Here is an 18,900-nt window from a genome sequence, read left to right as displayed (position 1 = left end):
ACGCCCCTCCAAATCATTGATTGATAGGAAGCCATGGGGTTCCGTCGGCATTAGTAATACCGGGAACATGGCCATGCGGTTGCTGGGCCCGGGGATCGGGATGAGTTGATGGCTTGTGCCCGCCATCTATTCGAATCCCGGTGGGTTGACCATCCGGTCCTTTTGCCTGAACAAATCGACCATCGGGTGATCCTTCAATTTTGCCACCCGGCGGTGTCGGGATCGCGTTTCCCTTTGAATCGACATAGATCGTGCCAGTTGCCCTCTGCTCTCCGGCGTCCGATTCGGCTTTCGGAGACTGTTTATCTCTGGCAATTGACCCATCATCTTGCAGTGCGGGTAGTCTCGATGATTCCTCAGACTTCTGAAGCAGGCCCTTTACTGCCCCGCCCAGCTTGTTGCCGATATCCGTACGCTGCTCGGCTGTCGTGGTTGCATAGTAGGTCACGCCAATAACGATTGGAACAATCACCAGCGGCGCAGCCAGTAAGGCGCTCCGACCATCCGGATCCGTGAACTTGTATGGATTTCCCTTTACATATCGGTACCGATTGAACATTCCAACCGGCTGCTCATACGCCGTCACCGGATCCACCGACAGGAACACACCCAGCTGCGGATCCATGTACCGCTGCTGCATGTAACTCAGCCCTGTGGCCGAATCACTCACATGCCCGGTGTACCCAAGCCCGTCTTTGACCAGCCCACCCAACTCGGCACCGTACGGCTCAAACCGGCGTCGCTCGACAACACCTCCTGTGCCGTCCGTGACCGCAACCGGGCTGCCCAGCGCATCCACATGCATCCAGGTAACCCCTGTCGGGCTGCGGGTTGCCAGCAGTCGACCACCTACATAGATGTACTCCGAAGCGCCCTTCCCTCGTCGCTCCTCATGCACCACCTTCCCGGCCAACGAATACATCGCGCGAAGGCGTTGCCCCTGAGCATCGTACGCCGCCGCACGCCGCCCATAGGCATCGTAGGCATAACGCTCCGCCTCCTTCACTTCGCGCAGCCTGTTGCCAAAGTCGAAGTCGTACTTTCGCCCGTTTCGCAGCGAGAGATTGCCTTGAACATCCCAGGCCAATCCGGTCACCATACTTGCTTAGAAGGCTGGCCCTAAGTGCTTGGACCGGAATGCACGACAACGCCGTGCACACGCAAGTCCTGGTGCACCTCACATTCCGCGCTTTCGTCGTTGAAACACTCTTGCGGAAGCCCAGCCATGTCCATTTCGAAGACCACTCTGGAACGGTTGACGAAGTTGGCATAGCGTCTGCCATCTTCATTTCCCGTGACAAGACGACCGTCCGGATAGGCAGCTTTCAGTGCCGCCAGTGTGGAGCCAACACCAATTCCCTTCTCATCCACCAATCCTTTGGAGATAGTCCGCAGCCTTTCTATCCGGCCTTGATCGAACCAGCATTCGACAGCCAAACCGCCGGGTAACGAAACGTCCATGACTATATATTCGTCCCCTTCCTGCATAACCGATCGCTCAATGATGGAATTCCCGGCTGCGAAAAGCTGGCCCTTGGTCATCCCAATACGCAGGCCCGCAAGAGAGCCGCTACTGGCATCAATGCCTGCCACCACGGAGGGGGCTTCAGTGGGCGTATGCTTCGTGACATCCATTACGTCGGAGGGAGCAGGGCTGCATGCCACTAGCATCATGAGCCAAGCTCCGCCGGAGATGATCTTCATTTTTTGGGTTTCCAGTCAGTGAAGCGTCCCTGCGTTCCATCCTGCTTAAGATCTACATGTACACCACGGCCATCAGTATATTGATTGACCCGGTTGAATTCGCCGGAACCATGGGCCGCATCAGCGGTCTGCTTTGCTGTGCTCCCATTGATCCGTATGTCTGCCGCGTTGTCCTGTAGGTGCTGGCTCCGACTCGCGCCACCCACCGTTCGATTCTGCTCCACCGTTCTTTGACCACTGGTCACTTCGACATTCTTGCCGTATTTATCACTGAAGTTGAGTAATTTGGTCGTCACTTCAGATCCTGGATTGGCTGGCGCACCACCCAGTGAATTCTGAGGCAGAAGAGTGACGGTTCCACGAACTTCAGTCCGTGTTCCATGGACAATTCCATAATTGGAAACATTCGTCCTCACGACATCGACCGCCCCACTGCCGGTCGTCGTACGCGTAGTTGTTTGGTAGAAGACAAGCGGTTGGTCAGGGACTGCCTGTCTGCCGTCGGGATCGGTGAACTTGTATGGATTTCCATTCGCATACCGATAGCGATTGAACTGCCCCACAGGCTGCTCATACGCCGTCACCGGATCCACCGACAGGAACACACCCAGCTGCGGATCCATGTACCGCTGCTGCATGTAACTCAGCCCTGTGGCCGAATCACTCACATGCCCGGTGTACCCAAGCCCGTCTTTGACCAGCCCACCCAACTCGGCACCGTACGGCTCAAACCGGCGTCGCTCGACAACGCTGCCTGTGGCATCCGTGACCGCAACCGGGCTGCCCAGCGCGTCCACATGCATCCAGGTAACCCCTGTCGGGCTGCGGGTCGCCAGCAGTCGACCACCTACATGGATGTTCTCCGAAGCGCCCTTCCCTCGTCGCTCCTCATGCACCACCTTCCCGGCCAACGAATACATCGCGCGAAGGCGTTGCCCCTGAGCATCGTACGCCACCGCACGCCGCCCATAGGCATCGTAGGCATAACGCTCCGCCTCCTTCACTTCGCGCAGCCTGTTGCCAAAGTCGAAGTCGTACTTCCGCCCGTTGCGCAGCGAGAGATTGCCTTGAACATCCCAGGCCAATCCGGTTACTGTCGCGCCGGCATCATCGCGGACATTGGTCAGCTGGTTGCGCGCGTCGTACCAGAACTGCTGGCTGCGTACGCCTGCCAGTTGCACGCTCAGTAGATTGTCCTGCGCGTCATAGGTGTAGCGGAATGCGCCATCGCCCCCGAAGGATGCCGACTGCGCAAGCGTCAGCCTGCCCTGCCCGTCATAACCCATGCGGATGTCATGCGCAGCCCCCTGCTGCCGATCGGTGATTGCCGAAACATCACCATTGGCACCGTACTGATATAGAAGCTCGCTGGCGGTGCCGTCCTTTAATTGCGACGGAAGCATCCGCGCATTGAGCATGCCCTGATGCTCGATGCCATTGCCATAGCGCATGCCAGCGAGCGCGCCATTGGGATGCCAGGCGATGTTCTCGGCATAGAGCGCTCCAGCACTGTCACAGATTCGTCTGGCCTGGCCAAGGGCGTCGGGCTCATAGCTCAGTATCAGCCCTCCTGGTCGCGTCTCGCTGGACAGGTTCCCATTTCTATCGTGGCCATAGCCTATTGAAAGCGGGCTGCCGCCATCGAGGGTCGACTCTTCCCATACAAGCTGCCGGCTTGGTGAGTATCGATAGCTGTTGACGACCGCGGCGTTCGGCCCATCGTTGCTGGTGATCACCTTCGAGGGAAGCCCGTCAGGCGTGTACTCCCAGCGCTGATTGCCCCTGCCATCTGGAAAGCGCAGTTCCACAAGGCGGTTTCGCACATCATAGACGCGATCGACACGACGTCCAGAAGACCAGGCCGATTCGCGGTCACAGCGCCCGGCATCCGGCAGTGCCAGGCCCGCGGCAGACCAGGTCAGATTGCCAGCTCCGTCATACTCCATCACGGTCGCACCGGTTTCCGGCTCGATCACCTTGCACAGTCGCTGCTGGGCGTCATACACGTATCGCCGGACCGCACTGGCGGGTGACTGCGGCGCACTCACGCTGATCGTGATCTCGTCGCTACCCGATGCTCCCCTGGAGTCGCGTGCAACGGCACGCAGCGTGTGCGGTCCTTCGCCCAGCCCCGTCAGCTGCACCTGATAGGGAGCCGAGGACAATTCCGCGACGAGGGCTCCATCCCGGTAAAGCCTGACATCACTGACAACACCATCGGCATCACTCGCCGAAACGGTAAAGAGCGTCGTCGCAGGCGCGGTCAGCGCAGTCGTCGCTTGCGGAGCGGTAATGCGGACAACGGGGACCTGGTTCGCTGAGAGCGCGTGACGCCCCGAGCCTTCGAGCGCAACCGGCTGTCCGGTCAGCGCGGAAACTCCATAGGCGTGAATGGTCTTTCCCAAGCCAGCCTGAAGCACGTCAGCCGAAGGAGTGATCAGGAAGTCATGCGCGCTCCCCGTTGCGCACTGGGCCGCCCTTTCAGCCGGACTTGCCCGGTCGGCCAGATACTCTCCAGAAGACAGTCCTGCGCCCTCAGGCCCTCCAATGAACACACGCACGTTGATCGGCCCGGGCACATGCGTCGAGCAGGCCCAGCCGACGATATTGCCGTCCCGCAGACCCGTGATTGCACCTGAGACCTTTGATGCATGTACGGTCCTGGAGTCGCTCAACGCCACCGCTCCACGCGTATCTCGCGCAGATGCCTGCACTGTATGGCTACCCGGTGATGCCACCCAGTCAACGAAGTGATTGGGCGGGGACGTCACGCCGACCGTGGCGCCATCCACGACGAAACTCACCGATGCAACGCCGTCATCCGCATCGCTGGCCGTTGCAGAGAGACGAATGACCGTGCCTTCCGAGTACACGGCGCCATGCTCCGGAGATACCAACGTTACGACGGGCTGCTGGTTGGCCGGGACTACGAATACGCCTGACTGCCCTATCGCGTTGTTGGCCGCTCCAACGGGCGAAATGCCGTGCACGTGGATCGACTTTCCCTGATGCGCTGCGATCAGCCCGCCATCAATGGGAATGCGGAAACCGTGTGCGTCACCATGCGTCCCGCAAGCGGATGCTACCCCGGCACCAGCGGGCAGATCTGCTCGGGTCGAGGAGACACCGATGCCCTGCCCAGCAGCGCCACCTACGTAGAGATGTACGTCAATTGGAGATTCGATTCCCGTCGAACACGCCCAACCGGTCAGATAGATCCCGGAGATTCCATCGATGTAGCCTGTGACATTGGACGCAACGACATTTACAAACGGTGCAGGCGTTTCACCGCCAAACCATTCCACCCCGTCTTGCACCATCCTCCACTGGAACCCGTATTGACCGGGCTGTGCAGGCGCTCGCACGGAAAAGGGGATAGTCACCGTTTCATTGGGTGCCACTGCCGCCGGCAGATTGACCCGGGAAATACCCCAGGTCAGATTGTCAGGGGGGTACCAGGAACCGAGCCTGAAATTCTGTTCATTCGTCCATGTGGCCTTGCCAATGTTCTTGTAGGTGACACTGACTGCATAAGGCTGCCCGACCACCATCTGCGTGGGCACCGACATCGAGATGTAGGTCGACTGCCTTTGAAGCGAACCTGGCAGGGGTTCGTAGTCTTCTGGGCACCCCTTGGTTGGATGCGGTCGGCTCCCATCCTCACATCGTGGCGGTGCAGCGAATGCTGATCCGAACAACAAAAGCGATATCACGAGTACCGCAGCACGCAGCCCCCGGTGCCAGGAGAAGCACGATTGTCGAATCGGCCAAGTACGGCTCATCGCTTGCTCCTTTCAATAATCAAAGGCTTGCCCCACGCGTCGCGCTGGAGGGACGTCCTGGCCGATTCGGGACGGTCAATGACGGAAGGAAGCTCTTTCACCGGAGCACCGTAGCCATCGAATCGATAGGCTGTGACCTGTCCTTCCGGGAGCCGGGTCAGCGCCGAGTTGCCGGCCTGATAGGTCGTGACTGTGGTCAGCAATCCAACTTCACCGTCTTGGGATGTCGAACTCACTCGCCCCAGAGCGTCGTACTCGGTCCATACACCAGACGTCGCGCCGTCCGCTGTTCGTGTGGGATAGGACTCGAACGTAGTTCTTCCCGCTTCGTCATAGCTGCGCCGAATCCAGACAGTGGAATCGGCACGTCCATTGTCACGCCGGGTGGAAAACACCGGCTGCCATAGCGCGTCAAAGAACTGTTCATTGACCGCATTGCCCCGTGTCTCGGCCCTTCGCCAGTGCCCTGCGGCAAGGCCATGCTCTGCACTGCCAACGGGTCCGAATACCACTGCCACCGGATTACTGATGCTGCCGTCGCAAACCCCCGGCGTGGCAGCCGGAAAAGTGATGCCACTTATCCGGCCCATGCGATCAAATGCGTAGCAGGTCTTGTTGCCAGCCTCATCGACCACGGAGGTGATCCAGCCATTAGCATCGACGTCGACACGCTGGGAGGTACCGTCGGCGAAGACGGTTTGGCGCGGCGTCCCCCGGTACCATTCCGAGAGAAGTGTCGCATTGCCCCTTCCATCCACGACACTGCGCAGATTGCCGTCAGGCCAGTACTCTGCGGTCCGGTCGATGCGACCAAAGATGCTTACCGATACGGGACGGGCCCTGTCGTCGTAGGTCACCTGCTCGGAAGCGACCGCACTCCCGGCCAGAGATGTTGTTCCGGGCAGATCCAGCACCCAATGCTTCACGTTGTTCACGGGCGCGAAATCCAGAGTGCGACCACCGCCTGTGGAATCCAGATCGGACCGGGACGACGGCTGCGCAAATGCGTTGTAGCCCCCGAAAGTGGAACGGTACCAATCACCATCCAGCTCGATGTCTACCTGGTGAACTGGTGTAAGGCTGCTAAGCGGAGCGAAGTTCGACGCCCACGGTGAACTGGCAGGCACAGCACCCAGCACCGCAGGATAGGCATTCCCGCTGGGCGGAGCGTAATGGTACCGAGTTGTTCTGGTCGGAAGTACGGCCCCAGAGCCTCCGTCCTCGACCACCATCAGCTTTCCCTCGTACGTGCCCCATTCATTGCTGAAGGTGCTGCGCACCCAGCGGCCGCCCGGCAGCGTTTCGGTGGTCTGCACAGTTCGGATACAGCCCCCAACACACTGATGAGTCCAGCTGGCGTTGGGAGCTCCATACGAGTACTGCCACGTCTGGTTCACACCCGGACCGGAGTACGTTCTTGAACTCAGCGCATACACGTCATAGGCGGAAGGAGTCACCACGTGTTCGTCGCTCATCGCGTTTGCGGGAACACATTCGTAGGGCACGTTGGACCGCCCACGTCGGGCGACATTCAGCTGATACGTTGCAGACAGACCCGAGGGTCCGGCCATCGAGGCCTGTACGGGCCGATTGATGGCTGAAGTATCAGGAGGCGCGCATTCCGTGGGCGGCGGCGGCGCAACCAGGGAATAGAACGAGCCCAGATCGAAGCTGTAACGGCTTCCATCCGGCTGGGTCACCGACTTGAGGGTCTTGAACTGGGAGATGGCAGATGTCCCCTCGACGGCATAGCCGTAGGTCCACACGCGACCATTGGCATTCATCGCAGTGATGACATCGTCGTTCCATTCGAATGTGACCAGACGGCCATCGCTGCCGCTTATGGAGATCAACCTGTCGCCGTCATAGTTGTAGTCGACAAAATTCCCGAAGCGATCTTCGATTCGACTGGCGACCATGGCGAGGGTGCTGACCCGCGCGCGAACAGGTGGCACCGGATCCCTCTCGAGGATGTGGACCTGCGATCGGCGGGAGACCAGCAGACGATCCAACCGGTAGCGGTTCCCCGCTGGAGACAGGAAGCTGAAACCCTCACCCTCCTGCCCATTGGATGTCTGCGGCAGGCAACTCGCCTGCCAGCCCGCCTGGGTCACAATGGGATAGCCAGCCGGATTGTCTGATGGCGCCACCGCATTATTGGCATCCCGGCGCATCGGTACCTGCACTCGCCCCAGCTCGTCAACGAGTTCGTAGCCCTCCCACCACTCCCTCACAGGGATGGGAATGACCGGCCCACTGGCGGAGAAGAACGTGCAACGCTTCAACGCGTCCTGCTGGACCACGCGCCAGGGTTTTTCTGCGCTTCCCCTGGTGAGCATGTGGGGGATGGACGGGGACCAATCCGCAAAGCCCAAGGGGCCATCGCCTTTTCGATAGCGCCCCAGTTCGTAGCTTCTGCCAACGACGATGTCCGGTCCCGTGCCTCTTAGAACCAGATCGGTCTGATGAAAGGACAGATCGCCCTTGTATTTGTCCAAGCGCTCGCCGAAGGCATTCTGGTCCAGAGGGGCAACCGTACTTCCAACCTTGATCGACTCGGCATAACTGGGAACCTCCTGCCCTTGCGCATGAAAAGCGGCCAGGGCGCAGGTACCTGAGACAAGGAGAATCCAACTCCGGACGCGCAATTTGAAGGCCCTGCTTCTACGGTACTCGGACGTGCTGGCAGCCCCAGGCACTCGTCTTCCCTGCATGCTTCTCCCTCCCTACCTACGCCCCCGGAACGGGAGCCGCGCAACGATTGAAGAGTCCTCCGTCCGTTGGCGACCTGGAGCCTCAATTTCAGGCACAAGCCGTCCCCTTCCCTGACCTTTGACCAGAGACGACAGTGCAGACGTTGGAGCCGGTGCGAATTCCCCTCCACACCCGCCTTCTTGATAGCAGGCTCCGGCCTGAATGTGAATCAGATTAATCCGATAATTCTTCGAAACCCGGGCCGGGCCAGCCCCACCCAACCCCATCCGGGTCGAACGCCCAAACAAAAAGCCCCGGCCAAGGCCGGGGCTTTTCTACAACTGGTGCCGGAAACAGGAGTCGAACCTGCGACCTACGCATTACGAATGCGCCGCTCTACCAACTGAGCTATTCCGGCGGAGCCCGCGATTTTACGGGTTGGGCGCCCCGGCGGTCAATCCACCCGGCTCAGCACGCCTCGACCCGGTTGGCGCAGGGCCGCCCGGCGGCGAAATCGGCCAGGTTGCCCAGCGTGATTGCCGAGATCTCCTGCAGCGCCTCCACGGTGAAGAAGCCCTGGTGGCCGGTCACCAGCACGTTGGGGAAGGTCATCAGGCGCTGGAAGGCCTCGTCGTCGATGATCTCGCCGGACAGGTCCTGGAAGAACAACGCGCTTTCCTGTTCGTACACGTCGATGGCCAGGTGGCCGAGCCGGCGCGACTTCAGCGCGCGGATCACCGCATGGGTGTCCACCAATGCGCCGCGGGAGGTATTGACCAGCATCGCGCCCGGCTTCATCCGCGCCAGTGACCCGTCATTGATCAGGTGCTGGGTATCGGGCGTCAGCGGGCAGTGCAGCGAGACGATGTCAGCGCGCGCCAGCAGCTCTTCCAGCGCCACCATCTCGCCGACAGCCGCGAAGGCGGCCGACGGATACGGGTCATGCCCCAACACGGTGCAGCCCATGCCCTTGAAGATGCGCGCGGTGGCCAGCCCGATCTTGCCAGTACCGACAATGCCGACGGTGCGTCCATGCAGGGTGCGCCCGAGCAGCCCATCGAGCATGAAGTTGCCTTCGCGCACGCGATTGTAGGCGCGATGGGTCTGGCGGTTGAGGGTCATCACCAGCGCCAGTGCATGCTCGGCCACGGCCTCGGGCGAATACGCTGGCACCCGGGCGACGAACAGGTCCAGTGCTTTCGCGGCGGCGAGATCCACGTTGTTGAACCCAGCACAGCGCAGCAGCACGGCCCGCACGCCCATCGCATGAAGGGCGTGCAGCACCGCTGCATCCAGGCGATCGTTGACGAACACGCAGACGGCCGCACAGTCCTGTGCCAGTGCTGCGGTATGCACATCCAGCGCGGCATCGAAGTAGATGAACGTGTACCCTTGCCCGTCCGCAACACGCTGGTTGGCTTCGTCCATGAAGCGGCGGTCATAAGGACGGGCGCTGAAGACGGCGATCTGCATGGAAGGACCTGGGATGGAATGCCCTGCCGACCATACCGCAGCCACGCACGCATGGGGATGGCACCGGCGATGCAGGCATCGCCGGTACCCCCTGCCACTTACTTAGAACCGGTAGCCCAGGCCCAGCATCACGCCGTTCTGGATCTGCCCGTCGCGGCGCTCACCCACGTAGTCGGCCATGATCGACAGGCGCTCGCTGGCGCGACTGGTCACGCCGACGTTCCAGGTCAGCACCTGCTCGCCCACGGCCTGGCTGCTGGCACCGAACACCAAATCCGGTGCTGCGGCGAAGCCGGTGCTGTAGCGCGCCTGCGAGTCGCCCAGTTCCTTCTGCCAGACCACGCGCGCACGCGGGGTGATGCGCTCGCCGTTGTTGCCCTCGAAGGTCCTGAACAGCTGCAGGCCGGCACCCACACGGATGCTCTCCAGGCTGCCGCTGCGACCGACCAGAGCACCCGCGCCCTGCCCTTCATTGAAGCGCGTGGCCGAGGTACGCGCGTAGTCCACCACCGGCAACAACGGCTGGATCACCAGGCCCTTGCCGGTGGTGAACGAGAACGCGTGTTCCACCCGCGCGGAGATCGCATCGTTGCTGTACTTGGCGCGCAGCGGCTGCTGCAGGCCATCGATCCCACTGACGCTGCGGCGGGTGTCGTGACGCAGGTCGGTGTAGCGCACCGCCGCCGACAGATAGCCGCGCGAATAGGTCGCGTCCAGGTAGCCGCCCACGTCCAGCGCGCGCACGTCACCGCTGAAGTCGGAGCCGTCGCGGCCCTTGGTCGACATATCTGCCGCTGCCACGCTGACGCCCAGGGTGACGCGGTCATCGGCAACGCGGGTATCGGCACCGACGACGACGCCGCCGATGTTATGGCTCAAGCCGGCCACGCCACCGTCGGCATCGATGCGGCCGTGGCTGGCGAAACCTCGCGCCCACAGGCCATGGTTGCGACCAGAGCCACTGCCTTCACCGCCACCCGCCGCCGGCTCGACCAGATGCATGGCCAGCTGGTTGAACAGGCTGCCGTGGCGCATGCCCGGCTGCGCAGACACCGATTGCGCGGCCTGCGAGGCCAGGCCGTCGGCATCACCGCCACTGCGCATCGCGGCCTGGTGCTGCTGCACCACGTTGCCAACGCTGCCCACCAATGCGTTGTCGGCCAGGCGCAGGCTCGCGTGCGCGTCACCGCGCAGGGCACCGGCCTGCTGTGCGATCACATCACGGTCGGCGAACTGCAGCGCGCCGAGCAGCGACTTCAGGCCACCATCCCTGCGATCGGAAGCGGTCGCCAGCGCACGGCCAAGGGCATCGCCCGAAGCACCATTGGCAAACAGCCCCAGCTGGTCGAAGCCCGGGTTGGCGGTCAACCACAGGCCATCCGCGGTCTGTTTCACGTTGAAGCTCAGCAGCGAGTTGTGGCGTGGGCGGAACACTTCGCCGCCGGTGATGCTGGCGCTGTAGCCGGTGTCCCCCAGACGCACGACCTCTTCGAAGCCGCCCTGGTAGATCGGGCCCTGCACCAGGTCACGGCGGAAGTCCTGACCGTAGTAACCCTGCGCCACGTTCAGTTCGAGGAAGGCCCCTTTGGAGATCACCAGCGCGCCGTCGGTCTGCTTGCTGTCGAAGAAACTGCCTACGCGCAAGCGGCCACTGCCCGTCCCGCCGTTCTCGGTCACATCGAACAACACCTTCCCGCCCGGCATGATGTTGACGTAGCCATGGGTGACCAGATCGCCGCCGCGCGGCATCAGGGTCCCGTACACGCGCAGGCGGTTGAAGCCGTCCTCGCGCCAGGACGGGCGGCTACCGCTGGCCAGCGCACTGAGATCCATAGCGGTGCCGGCCACGTCACCATTGCCGACCAGCATGCCTGCGCCCATTACCCGCACCTCCGAAGCGCGCAGGGCGCCGCCTTCCAGCGCGATGGTGCCGTTGTCGACCAGCATGAAGTCGGCACCGGTGGTCGCGGAGGTCCGCCATGTCGCGCCGCTGGTCACGCGGATCACGCCCATGGAGTTGTCCAGCGTGGACGCATCCAGGTCGCCCAGGCGCAGCTTGGACAGCAGCAGGGCCTTGTATGTGGGATCGTTCTGGTAGTCCTGTACCGAGTTCGCGCCGATGCCCTGCGGACCATTGCTGGACGCGTTGTAGATGCTCTGCGCCAGGTTGATGTAGCTGGACTGCCAGTTGGTGTTCCAGCGCGCGAAATCATCATCGACGAAGGTCTGCAGCTGGCGACCGGTGCGCAGGTAGCCCGGGTTGATGTCGCCGCTCACGTTGGCGGCGACATTCAATGTATCGCCCGGATCGCGGTAGCCCTTCGCGGTGATGATCCTGTTGTTGTAGATGTCCTGCCCCGGGAACGACTCCAGCTTGCTGCCGCTGCCATCAGGATCGAAAGTGACCGAGGCACCCGTGGTGCGCGCCGGATCGCGGAACACCAGCAGGCCGTTGGGCTGCACGACTTCATACATGGCCTTGTGCAGCAGCCCGGCATCGATGCCGCCGCCGTAGTTGCCGGTGTAGATCTGGGTCATCCGCGGCGACGGCGTGTAGATCACTTTGCCGCTGTTGCTGGCCGCGTGGATCTGTACCGAATCGACGATCGGCAGGTCACCGGCCAGATAGCGCTCGACGCCACCGGACTGCATGATCGAGCAGGACGAAATGCAGTGGCCGGACACGATGGTGTTCAGGCCGGACGTGCGGATCACGCCCTGCAGCCACTCGCCGGCGATCAGCGCGCCACCGTTGGAGGTGCGCAGCACCACTTCGCGGATCGGCCGGCCCTCGGCCTGTGCCTTGGCCAGCAACGCGGGCAACGACACCACATCGGCGTAGGTCACCCCGCCGCTCAGGAAGATGCGATCCCCCTGCACGTGATAACTCATTGCCATGACGTCATCAGCCGCCGCGATGGCGCCAACGGCGATCAGCCCGGCCAGGGCCAGGCTCAACTTCGAATGCTTCATACGTTCTCTCTCTCCACCCGCAACACGCGGGTAAGGAGTCAAACGGCAAAGCGCCGGAATCTCCCCCAGCCCGCCAGGCCAGGAAAAATGAATGCATTCACAATGAGAGAGGAGCACCACACACTCTTCCCCATCCGATCATCGTCGCGTAAAACTCGAAGGCGCATCCGCCAACGTCAGCCGAGGCCAGCCCTGTCCGTCCCGTCCCCCCTGATCCACCACGCGCCGGAGCCACACGCGCCTGCGGACGCCTTCATCGCGTTCGTACGCGAGGAACGCGCGCCACTGTGCGCGTTCCTGCGCACACGGGGCGTCGGGCCGGAGGATGCGGAGGACATCGCGCAGGACTGCATGGAGCGGCTGATCCGTTATCGCGCGCACGGCACCGACGAACTGCGCCTGCTGCTGTATCGTATCGCGCGCAATCGCCTGGCCGATCGCGGCCGATCGCCGCAGTCGCGACCGCACCTGTCACTGGCCGAGCATGATGGTCACGACGAGCCCACCAGCCTGTCGCCGGACCCCTTGCGCCAGGCAGAGTCCGGGCAGATGTTGTCCCTGCTGCGGCAGGCCCTTTTCAAACTGCCCGAGCGCGCGCGCGAGGTGTACCTGCTCAACCGGATCACCGGCATGAGCTATACACAGATCGCGCGGCACTGTGGAATTACAGCCAAGACCGTGGAAAAACATATCGCCCGCGCCCTGCAGGGCCTGCGCCAGGAGTTGGGACCGGATCCGCTGCACAACGACAGGGATACCGAATGAGCAGCCACCGGCATAGGGAAGACGCCTCGCTGTTCGCACGCGCCAGCACCTGGGTGGCGCGTCTGGAAGCTCCGGACTGCACCGCGGCCGAACGCGAGTCGTTCGAAGACTGGCTTGCTGAAGACCCTGCCCATGTCAAAGCCTGGGTGCAGGCCGAAGACCTTTTCCAGCAGGGCCAGGGCCTGGCTGCGGACCCGTGGCTGCGGACGGCTGCGGCGCGCGCGGCACGGCCTGCCCGGCGCCGCTGGCTGCCTGCTGCGGCCGCAGCCGCAGGTATCTGCCTGGCCATCGGCGTGGGCTGGATGGTAGCGGTGGATGGCAACCCTGCCCCGCAACGCTTTGCCAATGACACGCATCAGGCACAGCGGCTGACCCTGCCCGATGGCAGCGTGGCCATGCTCGATGCCGGCACGACGCTGCATGCCCGCTTCGGCTGGCGCCACCGCGAGCTGGACCTCGAACGCGGCCGCCTGCAGCTGCAGGTCGCGCCATCAAGCAAGGCATTGCAGCTGCGCGCCGGCACCAGCACGATCCGCGATATCGGCACGACCTTCCAGGTTGAGCGCCTGCACGATGGCCTGGTCGAGGTCGCGCTGCTGGAGGGCGCGGTGGAAGTCAGCAACGGCGCCGCCCAGCACACGCTGGCCCCTGGCCAGCAACTGCAGGTACTGCCCTCCGGGCGCATCCAGCCCGGTCCAGCGCTGTCCTCCACGGCAGCCGCCGAAGGCTGGCTGCACGGGCAGCTGGTCTTCGATGCCACCCCGCTGTCGATCGTGGTCGAACGCATGAACCGCTATGGTCATGCACCGCTGGTGATCGCTGACCCGGAGATCAGTGATCTAGCGGTCAGCGGCACGTTCCGCGCAGGTGACGCACAGGAGTTGCTGTCCGCGCTGGAACTTGGCTGGTCCATTGCTGGCCAGACGCGCCCGGATGGCGCGCTGGAACTGCGCCGCACGTACTGAGGAGGCCTGCGGTGATGGCAGGACCAGGCGCGCTGCAGTGGGGGCTGCTCCGCCCCCTGCTGTGCCTGGCGCTGCTGGTCGCCGCGCCGCCTGCCGCCCTCGCAGGCGATCAGGCCGCCACCCACGACTACCGCATCAACGCTGGCCCGTTGCCTTCGGCATTGCAGCAATGGGCACGGCAAAGCGGCATCGCTCTGGTGTTCGATGCCCGGGAACTGGCGGGGCTCCATGCCAATGGCACCCATGGCCAGGCCGATCCAGCATCGGCCCTGAAACAGCTGGTCGCCGGCATGCCGGTGACCATCCTTCGAACACCGTCCGGAGGCTTCGTGGTCCGCCGCATCCGCGTCGCGCCCGCCGCCGCGCCGCCGGCTCCTGCAACGGTCGCGCCGCGCCCGCACATGCCCCCGCAGTCGCCACCCCAGGTGGAACTGGCGCCGATCCATGTCACCGGCAGCCGATTGCCGCGCACCTCCGTGCAGACCACCCTGCCGGTGACCACGATCGATCGCGCAGACATCCTGCGCAGCGGCTACGGCAGCCTGTTCGACCTGCTGCGGCACCTGCCCGGCATGAACGGGCTGCCAGCCATGAGCAGCGCCCGCAGTGGCGATTCGCAGTACCTGCCTGTCGGTGCTGCCGCCACCACCAGCCTGGATGGCATGGGACCACGCGCCACCCTGTTCCTGGTCAATGGCCGGCGCCTGCCCCGCTACCCGATGGTGTCGCTGGAGCAGGGCGGGCTCACCGATCTGGGCGGCATTCCACTCAGCTTTGTCGAACGCATCGAACTGGTGCGCGGCGGTGCTTCGGCCATCTACGGCGCCGATGCCATGTCCGGCGTGGTCAACATCATCCTGCGCGACCAGGCCGACGGCCCGGAGGCGACGCTGCAGACCGGCCTGAGCAGCCGTGGCGACGCTGGCCAGTACCGCGTGCAGGCCGCCACCGGAGGCCTGCGCGGGAACGGCGACCGCTGGTTCGCAGGCATCGACCTGCATCGCGTCGATCACCTGGCGGGGGACCAGCGTGACTGGCACGCAGAGACGTCGCAATACCTGATCGGTGCCTTCCGCGATGGCGACTACTGGCCCGCTACGCGCTGCGACGGACCATTGAAACGACGCGATGGCGCCTGCTGGTTCGACAGCTCGCGCCCTCGTTCGCTTCAACCGGCCTCCGATACCGCGTCGGCCTACGTGCGCTACCGGCATGAGCGTGGCCAGGGGCGCTACGTCTATGCCGAAGCCCGCGCCAGCCACAACCGGCAGCGCTTCGATCTGGGCCCGACCGCCGTCGCCCTCGGCCTGTACGGCTACACCTTCAACAGCGTCCTGCGCGAAGCCGGCAATGTGCGTCCCCAGGTACGTGCCACCGACGCCGACCTCACCCTGGGCATCGGCCGGGACCAGGGCAGCCACAGCTGGGACGCCGGCATCAGCGCGCAGCGCAGCGACGTCACTCTGTCCACGCCGGGCACCGTGCGCGCCAAGCCCTTCATCGAGGCTGCGCAGTCACTCAGGTTCCTGCCAGGCTTCGATGCATTGCCCGCCGATGAAGCCACGTCGCTGTTCCCATCGATCCGCAACCGTGGACTTACCGAGCAGTGGCAGGGCTGGTGGGGCATACAGCGCGCATTGATGCCGATGCGGGGCGGCAATGCGCAGCTGGCCACCGGTATCGACCTGCGCCATGAACGCTGGACGTCCCACCCGGACACCCTGCTGAGCCAGGGCGATCTGGCACTGGGGCTGCCGCAGCAGCAGCGGCGCCTGTCGCGGCAGAGTGGCGGCGCGTATGCGGAACTGGGCCTGCCGCTCACATCGGAACTGCGCATGGACGTGGCCGCGCGCTGGGACTACGACGGCGACTACACGGCATTCTCGCCCCGTGCCGGCCTGCGCTGGACACCAACACCGCACTGGTCGTTCCTGCTGGCCAGCGGCCGCGGCTATCGCGCGCCCAGCCTGTTCGAACAGCGCCGTCCACCAGGACAGTTCGGCACCCTTACCCTGCCCGCCTCAAGCGCACTGCCGCCCTGTGCACAGAGCGAGCCCGACGGCCGCTGTGTGGTCACTGCGGATGTGGCGGAGAACACCACGCTCAAGGCCGAGAGCTCACGCAGCCATTCGCTGGCGGCGACCTGGTCACCCAGCGATGCGTTCTCGCTTTCGCTGACCCACAACATCGTCGAACTGCGCAATGAGATCCTCGCGCTGCAGCCAGCCGATGCCGTGTGGAACCGTGATACCTGGCAGCTGGATGAGGATGGCAACCTGAGCAGCCTGCGGCTGTCGTTCGACAATATCGGCCGTACCACCTCCCGCAACTGGGTCCTGCGTGGCGAATACCGGATCGACACCGGCAGCAACGGCCAGTGGATGTTCTCGCTGGACGCGCTGAAGCAGCAGGAGCTGCGCCGCCGTCGCGACCACGAACCGGCGATCGACCTGCGCGGACATGTCACGCCCGAAATGGCGGCGGTCCTGAACGTGCAATGGCAGAACAGCAACTGGGACATCGCCCTGCGCGGCAACCAGGTGGGCCGCACCCGTGCATGGCTGCCCGGCGCCGAGTGCCCGCAGCGGCAGATCGAACAGAACCACTGCATGAACCCGCGCCAGCTGCGCTGGAACCTGCACCTGGCGCGCCGCCTGGGCCCGCGCGTCATCGCGGCGCTGGACGTGCACAACGTGCTTGATGCGCAGCCGGTGAACTACCTGGACGGCAATGGCGGGCAGATGCCGGGACTGGACGATCCACTGGGTCGTTACTACCTGCTTACCCTGCAGTTCCGCTGAGCGTAGTACGCTACGCGCCCTGTTCCACCGGCCTGCCACCTCCCCCCATGAAAGCCTATCTCTGGTTCTGGGGCGCGTTCCTGCTGTTCTTCGCGTTGCCCTTCCCCTGCATCCTCTATTTCGGCACCTCCTGGCCGGTGGCGCTGGCTGATCGCAGCGCGCCGTGGCTGTCCCTGCTGCTGCTTGTGCTGTCGCTGGCTGCATGGCTCTCTCTGCTGTTCGCGTTCCTGCATTTCCTGCTGCTCGGCCCACCGCGCGCCCTGCATCGCGTTCGCTCGATCCTCGCCGATGGCGAACCGCGTGATGCGCTGATCGAACAGGCCGAGCAGACCGGCGTGCACGTGCGCGGCTTCGCGCAGTGGAAGCTGCAGCTGGGCTTCCAGAACCTGTCCGGCACGCCCATCAACGAACAGATGCTGGTGGTGGACAGCAAGCCGCGACTGCAGCGTTTCGTTGCCGGCCAGCGCATCGAGGTTCGCCTGAGCCGCGAACCGGGCGCGTTCCCCAACGTGGTGCTGGAGGGGGCGCAGCCCGAACTGGATGTCGCCAGCCTCTGGCGTCGTGGTGTCGGCGGAGCGATCGGCATCGTGGCGGTGGCCAGTGCCTATGTGTTTGCCTACCGGCTGCAGAGCGAGGGCCTAGGCTGGACCTTCCTGTCGTTCGGCCATCCACTGCTGGTGTGCCCGCTGGTGTTGTGCGGCTATGCGCTGGGACTGCGCCTGCTTGGCCGCCTGCTGCAGGCTGATGCGCGCGGCGACGCGTTGAAGTACCGCGGCATCGGCGTGGAGGCCAGGGTACTGAAGGTGCGTCAGACCGGCACCTACCTCAACGAGCAGCCGCAGGTGGAGTTCCAGCTGGAGTACACCGATCGTGACGGCCGCGTACAGCAGGTGAGCGTGCGTCGCTTCATTCCGCTGATCGACCTGGCCAACATCCCGCGCGAACACGTGACCCTGCTGTACGACCCGGATGACCGCAGCAACGTGCGCCTGGAGGGAATATGAAACAGCCGCCCTCCACCCGCACCGTGTTCCTGGTACTGCTGCTGGTTCTGGCGGGCGCGGCCGTTGCCGGCGGCGCAGTGCAGACCATCAGTGAAACGCTGGGGCATTCGGTACAGCCGGACCGGTTGCCACCCTCCGTCTCGTCACAGTCGCCGCGCGAACAACGGGCATCGCTTGTGCCATCTCCGGCGCCCTTCCCCGCCGCGAGTACCGCTGCGGCGCCCGAGCGCAACAATCGCCTGTTCGATGCGGACTACCTGCTGGCTGCCCGCCAGGCACTGGAGCAGCTGCCAGCGCTGGCCGGACAGCGGTTGACGGTGTTCCACAGCATCCACTTCTATGACGATGGCCGCATCAACCTCGATCTGGTCGACCCGCAACAGCCGGGCCACGTCGACAGCTACCACTTCGAACGTGGCCAGTGGCGCAAGGGCAATCCGGTGAACCCGCAGCAGTTCGCACCCACCATCAGCCTGCAACGCAGCAGCACGCTGCTGGCCAACATCGATTTCGATGCCGTGCCACGTGTGGCGCGGGCACTGCAGGAGCAGCGCAACGCACTTCAGAATCCTGCTTCAGAGGTCGGCCACGTCTACGTGATCGTGCGCAAGGCCGGCAAGCTGGCATGGCTGCCGGACGAGGTTGACGGCGACCGCGAATCGGCGCGCCTGCAGTTCGATGCACAGGGCGTCGCGCGCAGCGTCAGGAAAACGGACGGAGGGGATTAAGTCGTATGTGC

At 63.8% G+C, this 18,900-nt stretch carries 11 protein-coding genes and 1 tRNA gene; 5 read left to right on the top strand and 7 right to left on the bottom strand.

Going from position 1 to position 18,900, the window contains the following annotated elements:
* Positions 1–13: 13 nt before the first annotated feature.
* The 7 genes from ACZK29_RS06050 to ACZK29_RS06020 all read right to left on the bottom strand — a co-directional run bounded on the left by ACZK29_RS06050 (position 14) and on the right by ACZK29_RS06020 (position 12,626).
* Entirely contained in the window at positions 14–1,096 is a 1,083-nt protein-coding gene (locus ACZK29_RS06050) for an RHS repeat domain-containing protein (RefSeq protein WP_478446802.1), read from the bottom strand.
* A gap of 23 nt (positions 1,097–1,119) precedes the next feature.
* Positions 1,120–1,704: a hypothetical protein gene (locus tag ACZK29_RS06045; protein ID WP_111204877.1), complete on the bottom strand. Its 585-nt coding sequence runs from the start codon at positions 1,702–1,704 to the stop codon at positions 1,120–1,122.
* Positions 1,701–5,486, bottom strand: a complete 3,786-nt coding sequence (locus ACZK29_RS06040) for an Ig-like domain-containing protein (RefSeq protein ID WP_478446801.1) — start codon at positions 5,484–5,486, stop codon at positions 1,701–1,703. The genes ACZK29_RS06045 and ACZK29_RS06040 overlap by 4 nt, the downstream gene beginning before the upstream one ends.
* Entirely contained in the window at positions 5,483–7,984 is a 2,502-nt protein-coding gene (locus ACZK29_RS06035) for an RHS repeat domain-containing protein (protein WP_478446800.1), read from the bottom strand. Before ACZK29_RS06035 ends, ACZK29_RS06040 begins: the two co-directional genes overlap by 4 nt.
* Positions 7,985–8,522: 538 nt before the next feature.
* A tRNA-Thr gene (locus tag ACZK29_RS06030) sits at positions 8,523–8,598 on the bottom strand.
* Positions 8,599–8,648: 50 nt separating this feature from the next.
* Positions 8,649–9,653, bottom strand: a complete 1,005-nt coding sequence (locus tag ACZK29_RS06025; RefSeq protein ID WP_478446799.1) for a 2-hydroxyacid dehydrogenase — start codon at positions 9,651–9,653, stop codon at positions 8,649–8,651.
* A 102-nt stretch (positions 9,654–9,755) separates the two neighbouring features.
* Positions 9,756–12,626, bottom strand: a complete 2,871-nt coding sequence (locus ACZK29_RS06020) for an autotransporter domain-containing protein (protein ID WP_478446798.1) — start codon at positions 12,624–12,626, stop codon at positions 9,756–9,758.
* 285 nt (positions 12,627–12,911) lie between these two features.
* Here ACZK29_RS06020 and ACZK29_RS06015 point away from each other — a divergent pair, with 285 nt between their 5' ends.
* Genes ACZK29_RS06015 through ACZK29_RS05995 form a run of 5 tightly spaced genes read left to right on the top strand, consistent with a single transcriptional unit; the run spans position 12,912 to position 18,889 of the window.
* A complete protein-coding gene (locus ACZK29_RS06015) occupies positions 12,912–13,391 on the top strand; it encodes an RNA polymerase sigma factor (RefSeq protein ID WP_478447071.1) in 480 nt (159 codons plus the stop codon).
* Complete coding sequence (locus ACZK29_RS06010; protein WP_106549441.1) at positions 13,388–14,356, top strand: FecR family protein; 969 nt, start codon at positions 13,388–13,390, stop codon at positions 14,354–14,356. Before ACZK29_RS06015 ends, ACZK29_RS06010 begins: the two co-directional genes overlap by 4 nt.
* Positions 14,357–14,370: 14 nt before the next feature.
* On the top strand, positions 14,371–17,157 hold the full coding sequence (locus ACZK29_RS06005; protein ID WP_478446797.1) for a TonB-dependent receptor domain-containing protein: 2,787 nt from the start codon (positions 14,371–14,373) through the stop codon (positions 17,155–17,157).
* Between the two features lie 47 nt (positions 17,158–17,204).
* Positions 17,205–18,161, top strand: a complete 957-nt coding sequence (locus ACZK29_RS06000) for a hypothetical protein (RefSeq protein ID WP_111204866.1) — start codon at positions 17,205–17,207, stop codon at positions 18,159–18,161.
* A complete protein-coding gene (locus tag ACZK29_RS05995; protein ID WP_459048436.1) occupies positions 18,158–18,889 on the top strand; it encodes a hypothetical protein in 732 nt (243 codons plus the stop codon). Before ACZK29_RS06000 ends, ACZK29_RS05995 begins: the two co-directional genes overlap by 4 nt.
* The last annotated feature ends 11 nt before the right edge of the window (positions 18,890–18,900 follow it).

Source organism: Stenotrophomonas sp. 89682_Sma, from assembly GCF_056481405.1.
Note: the sequence above shows the minus strand (reverse complement) of the source record. Positions and strands in the feature narration are given on the sequence as shown.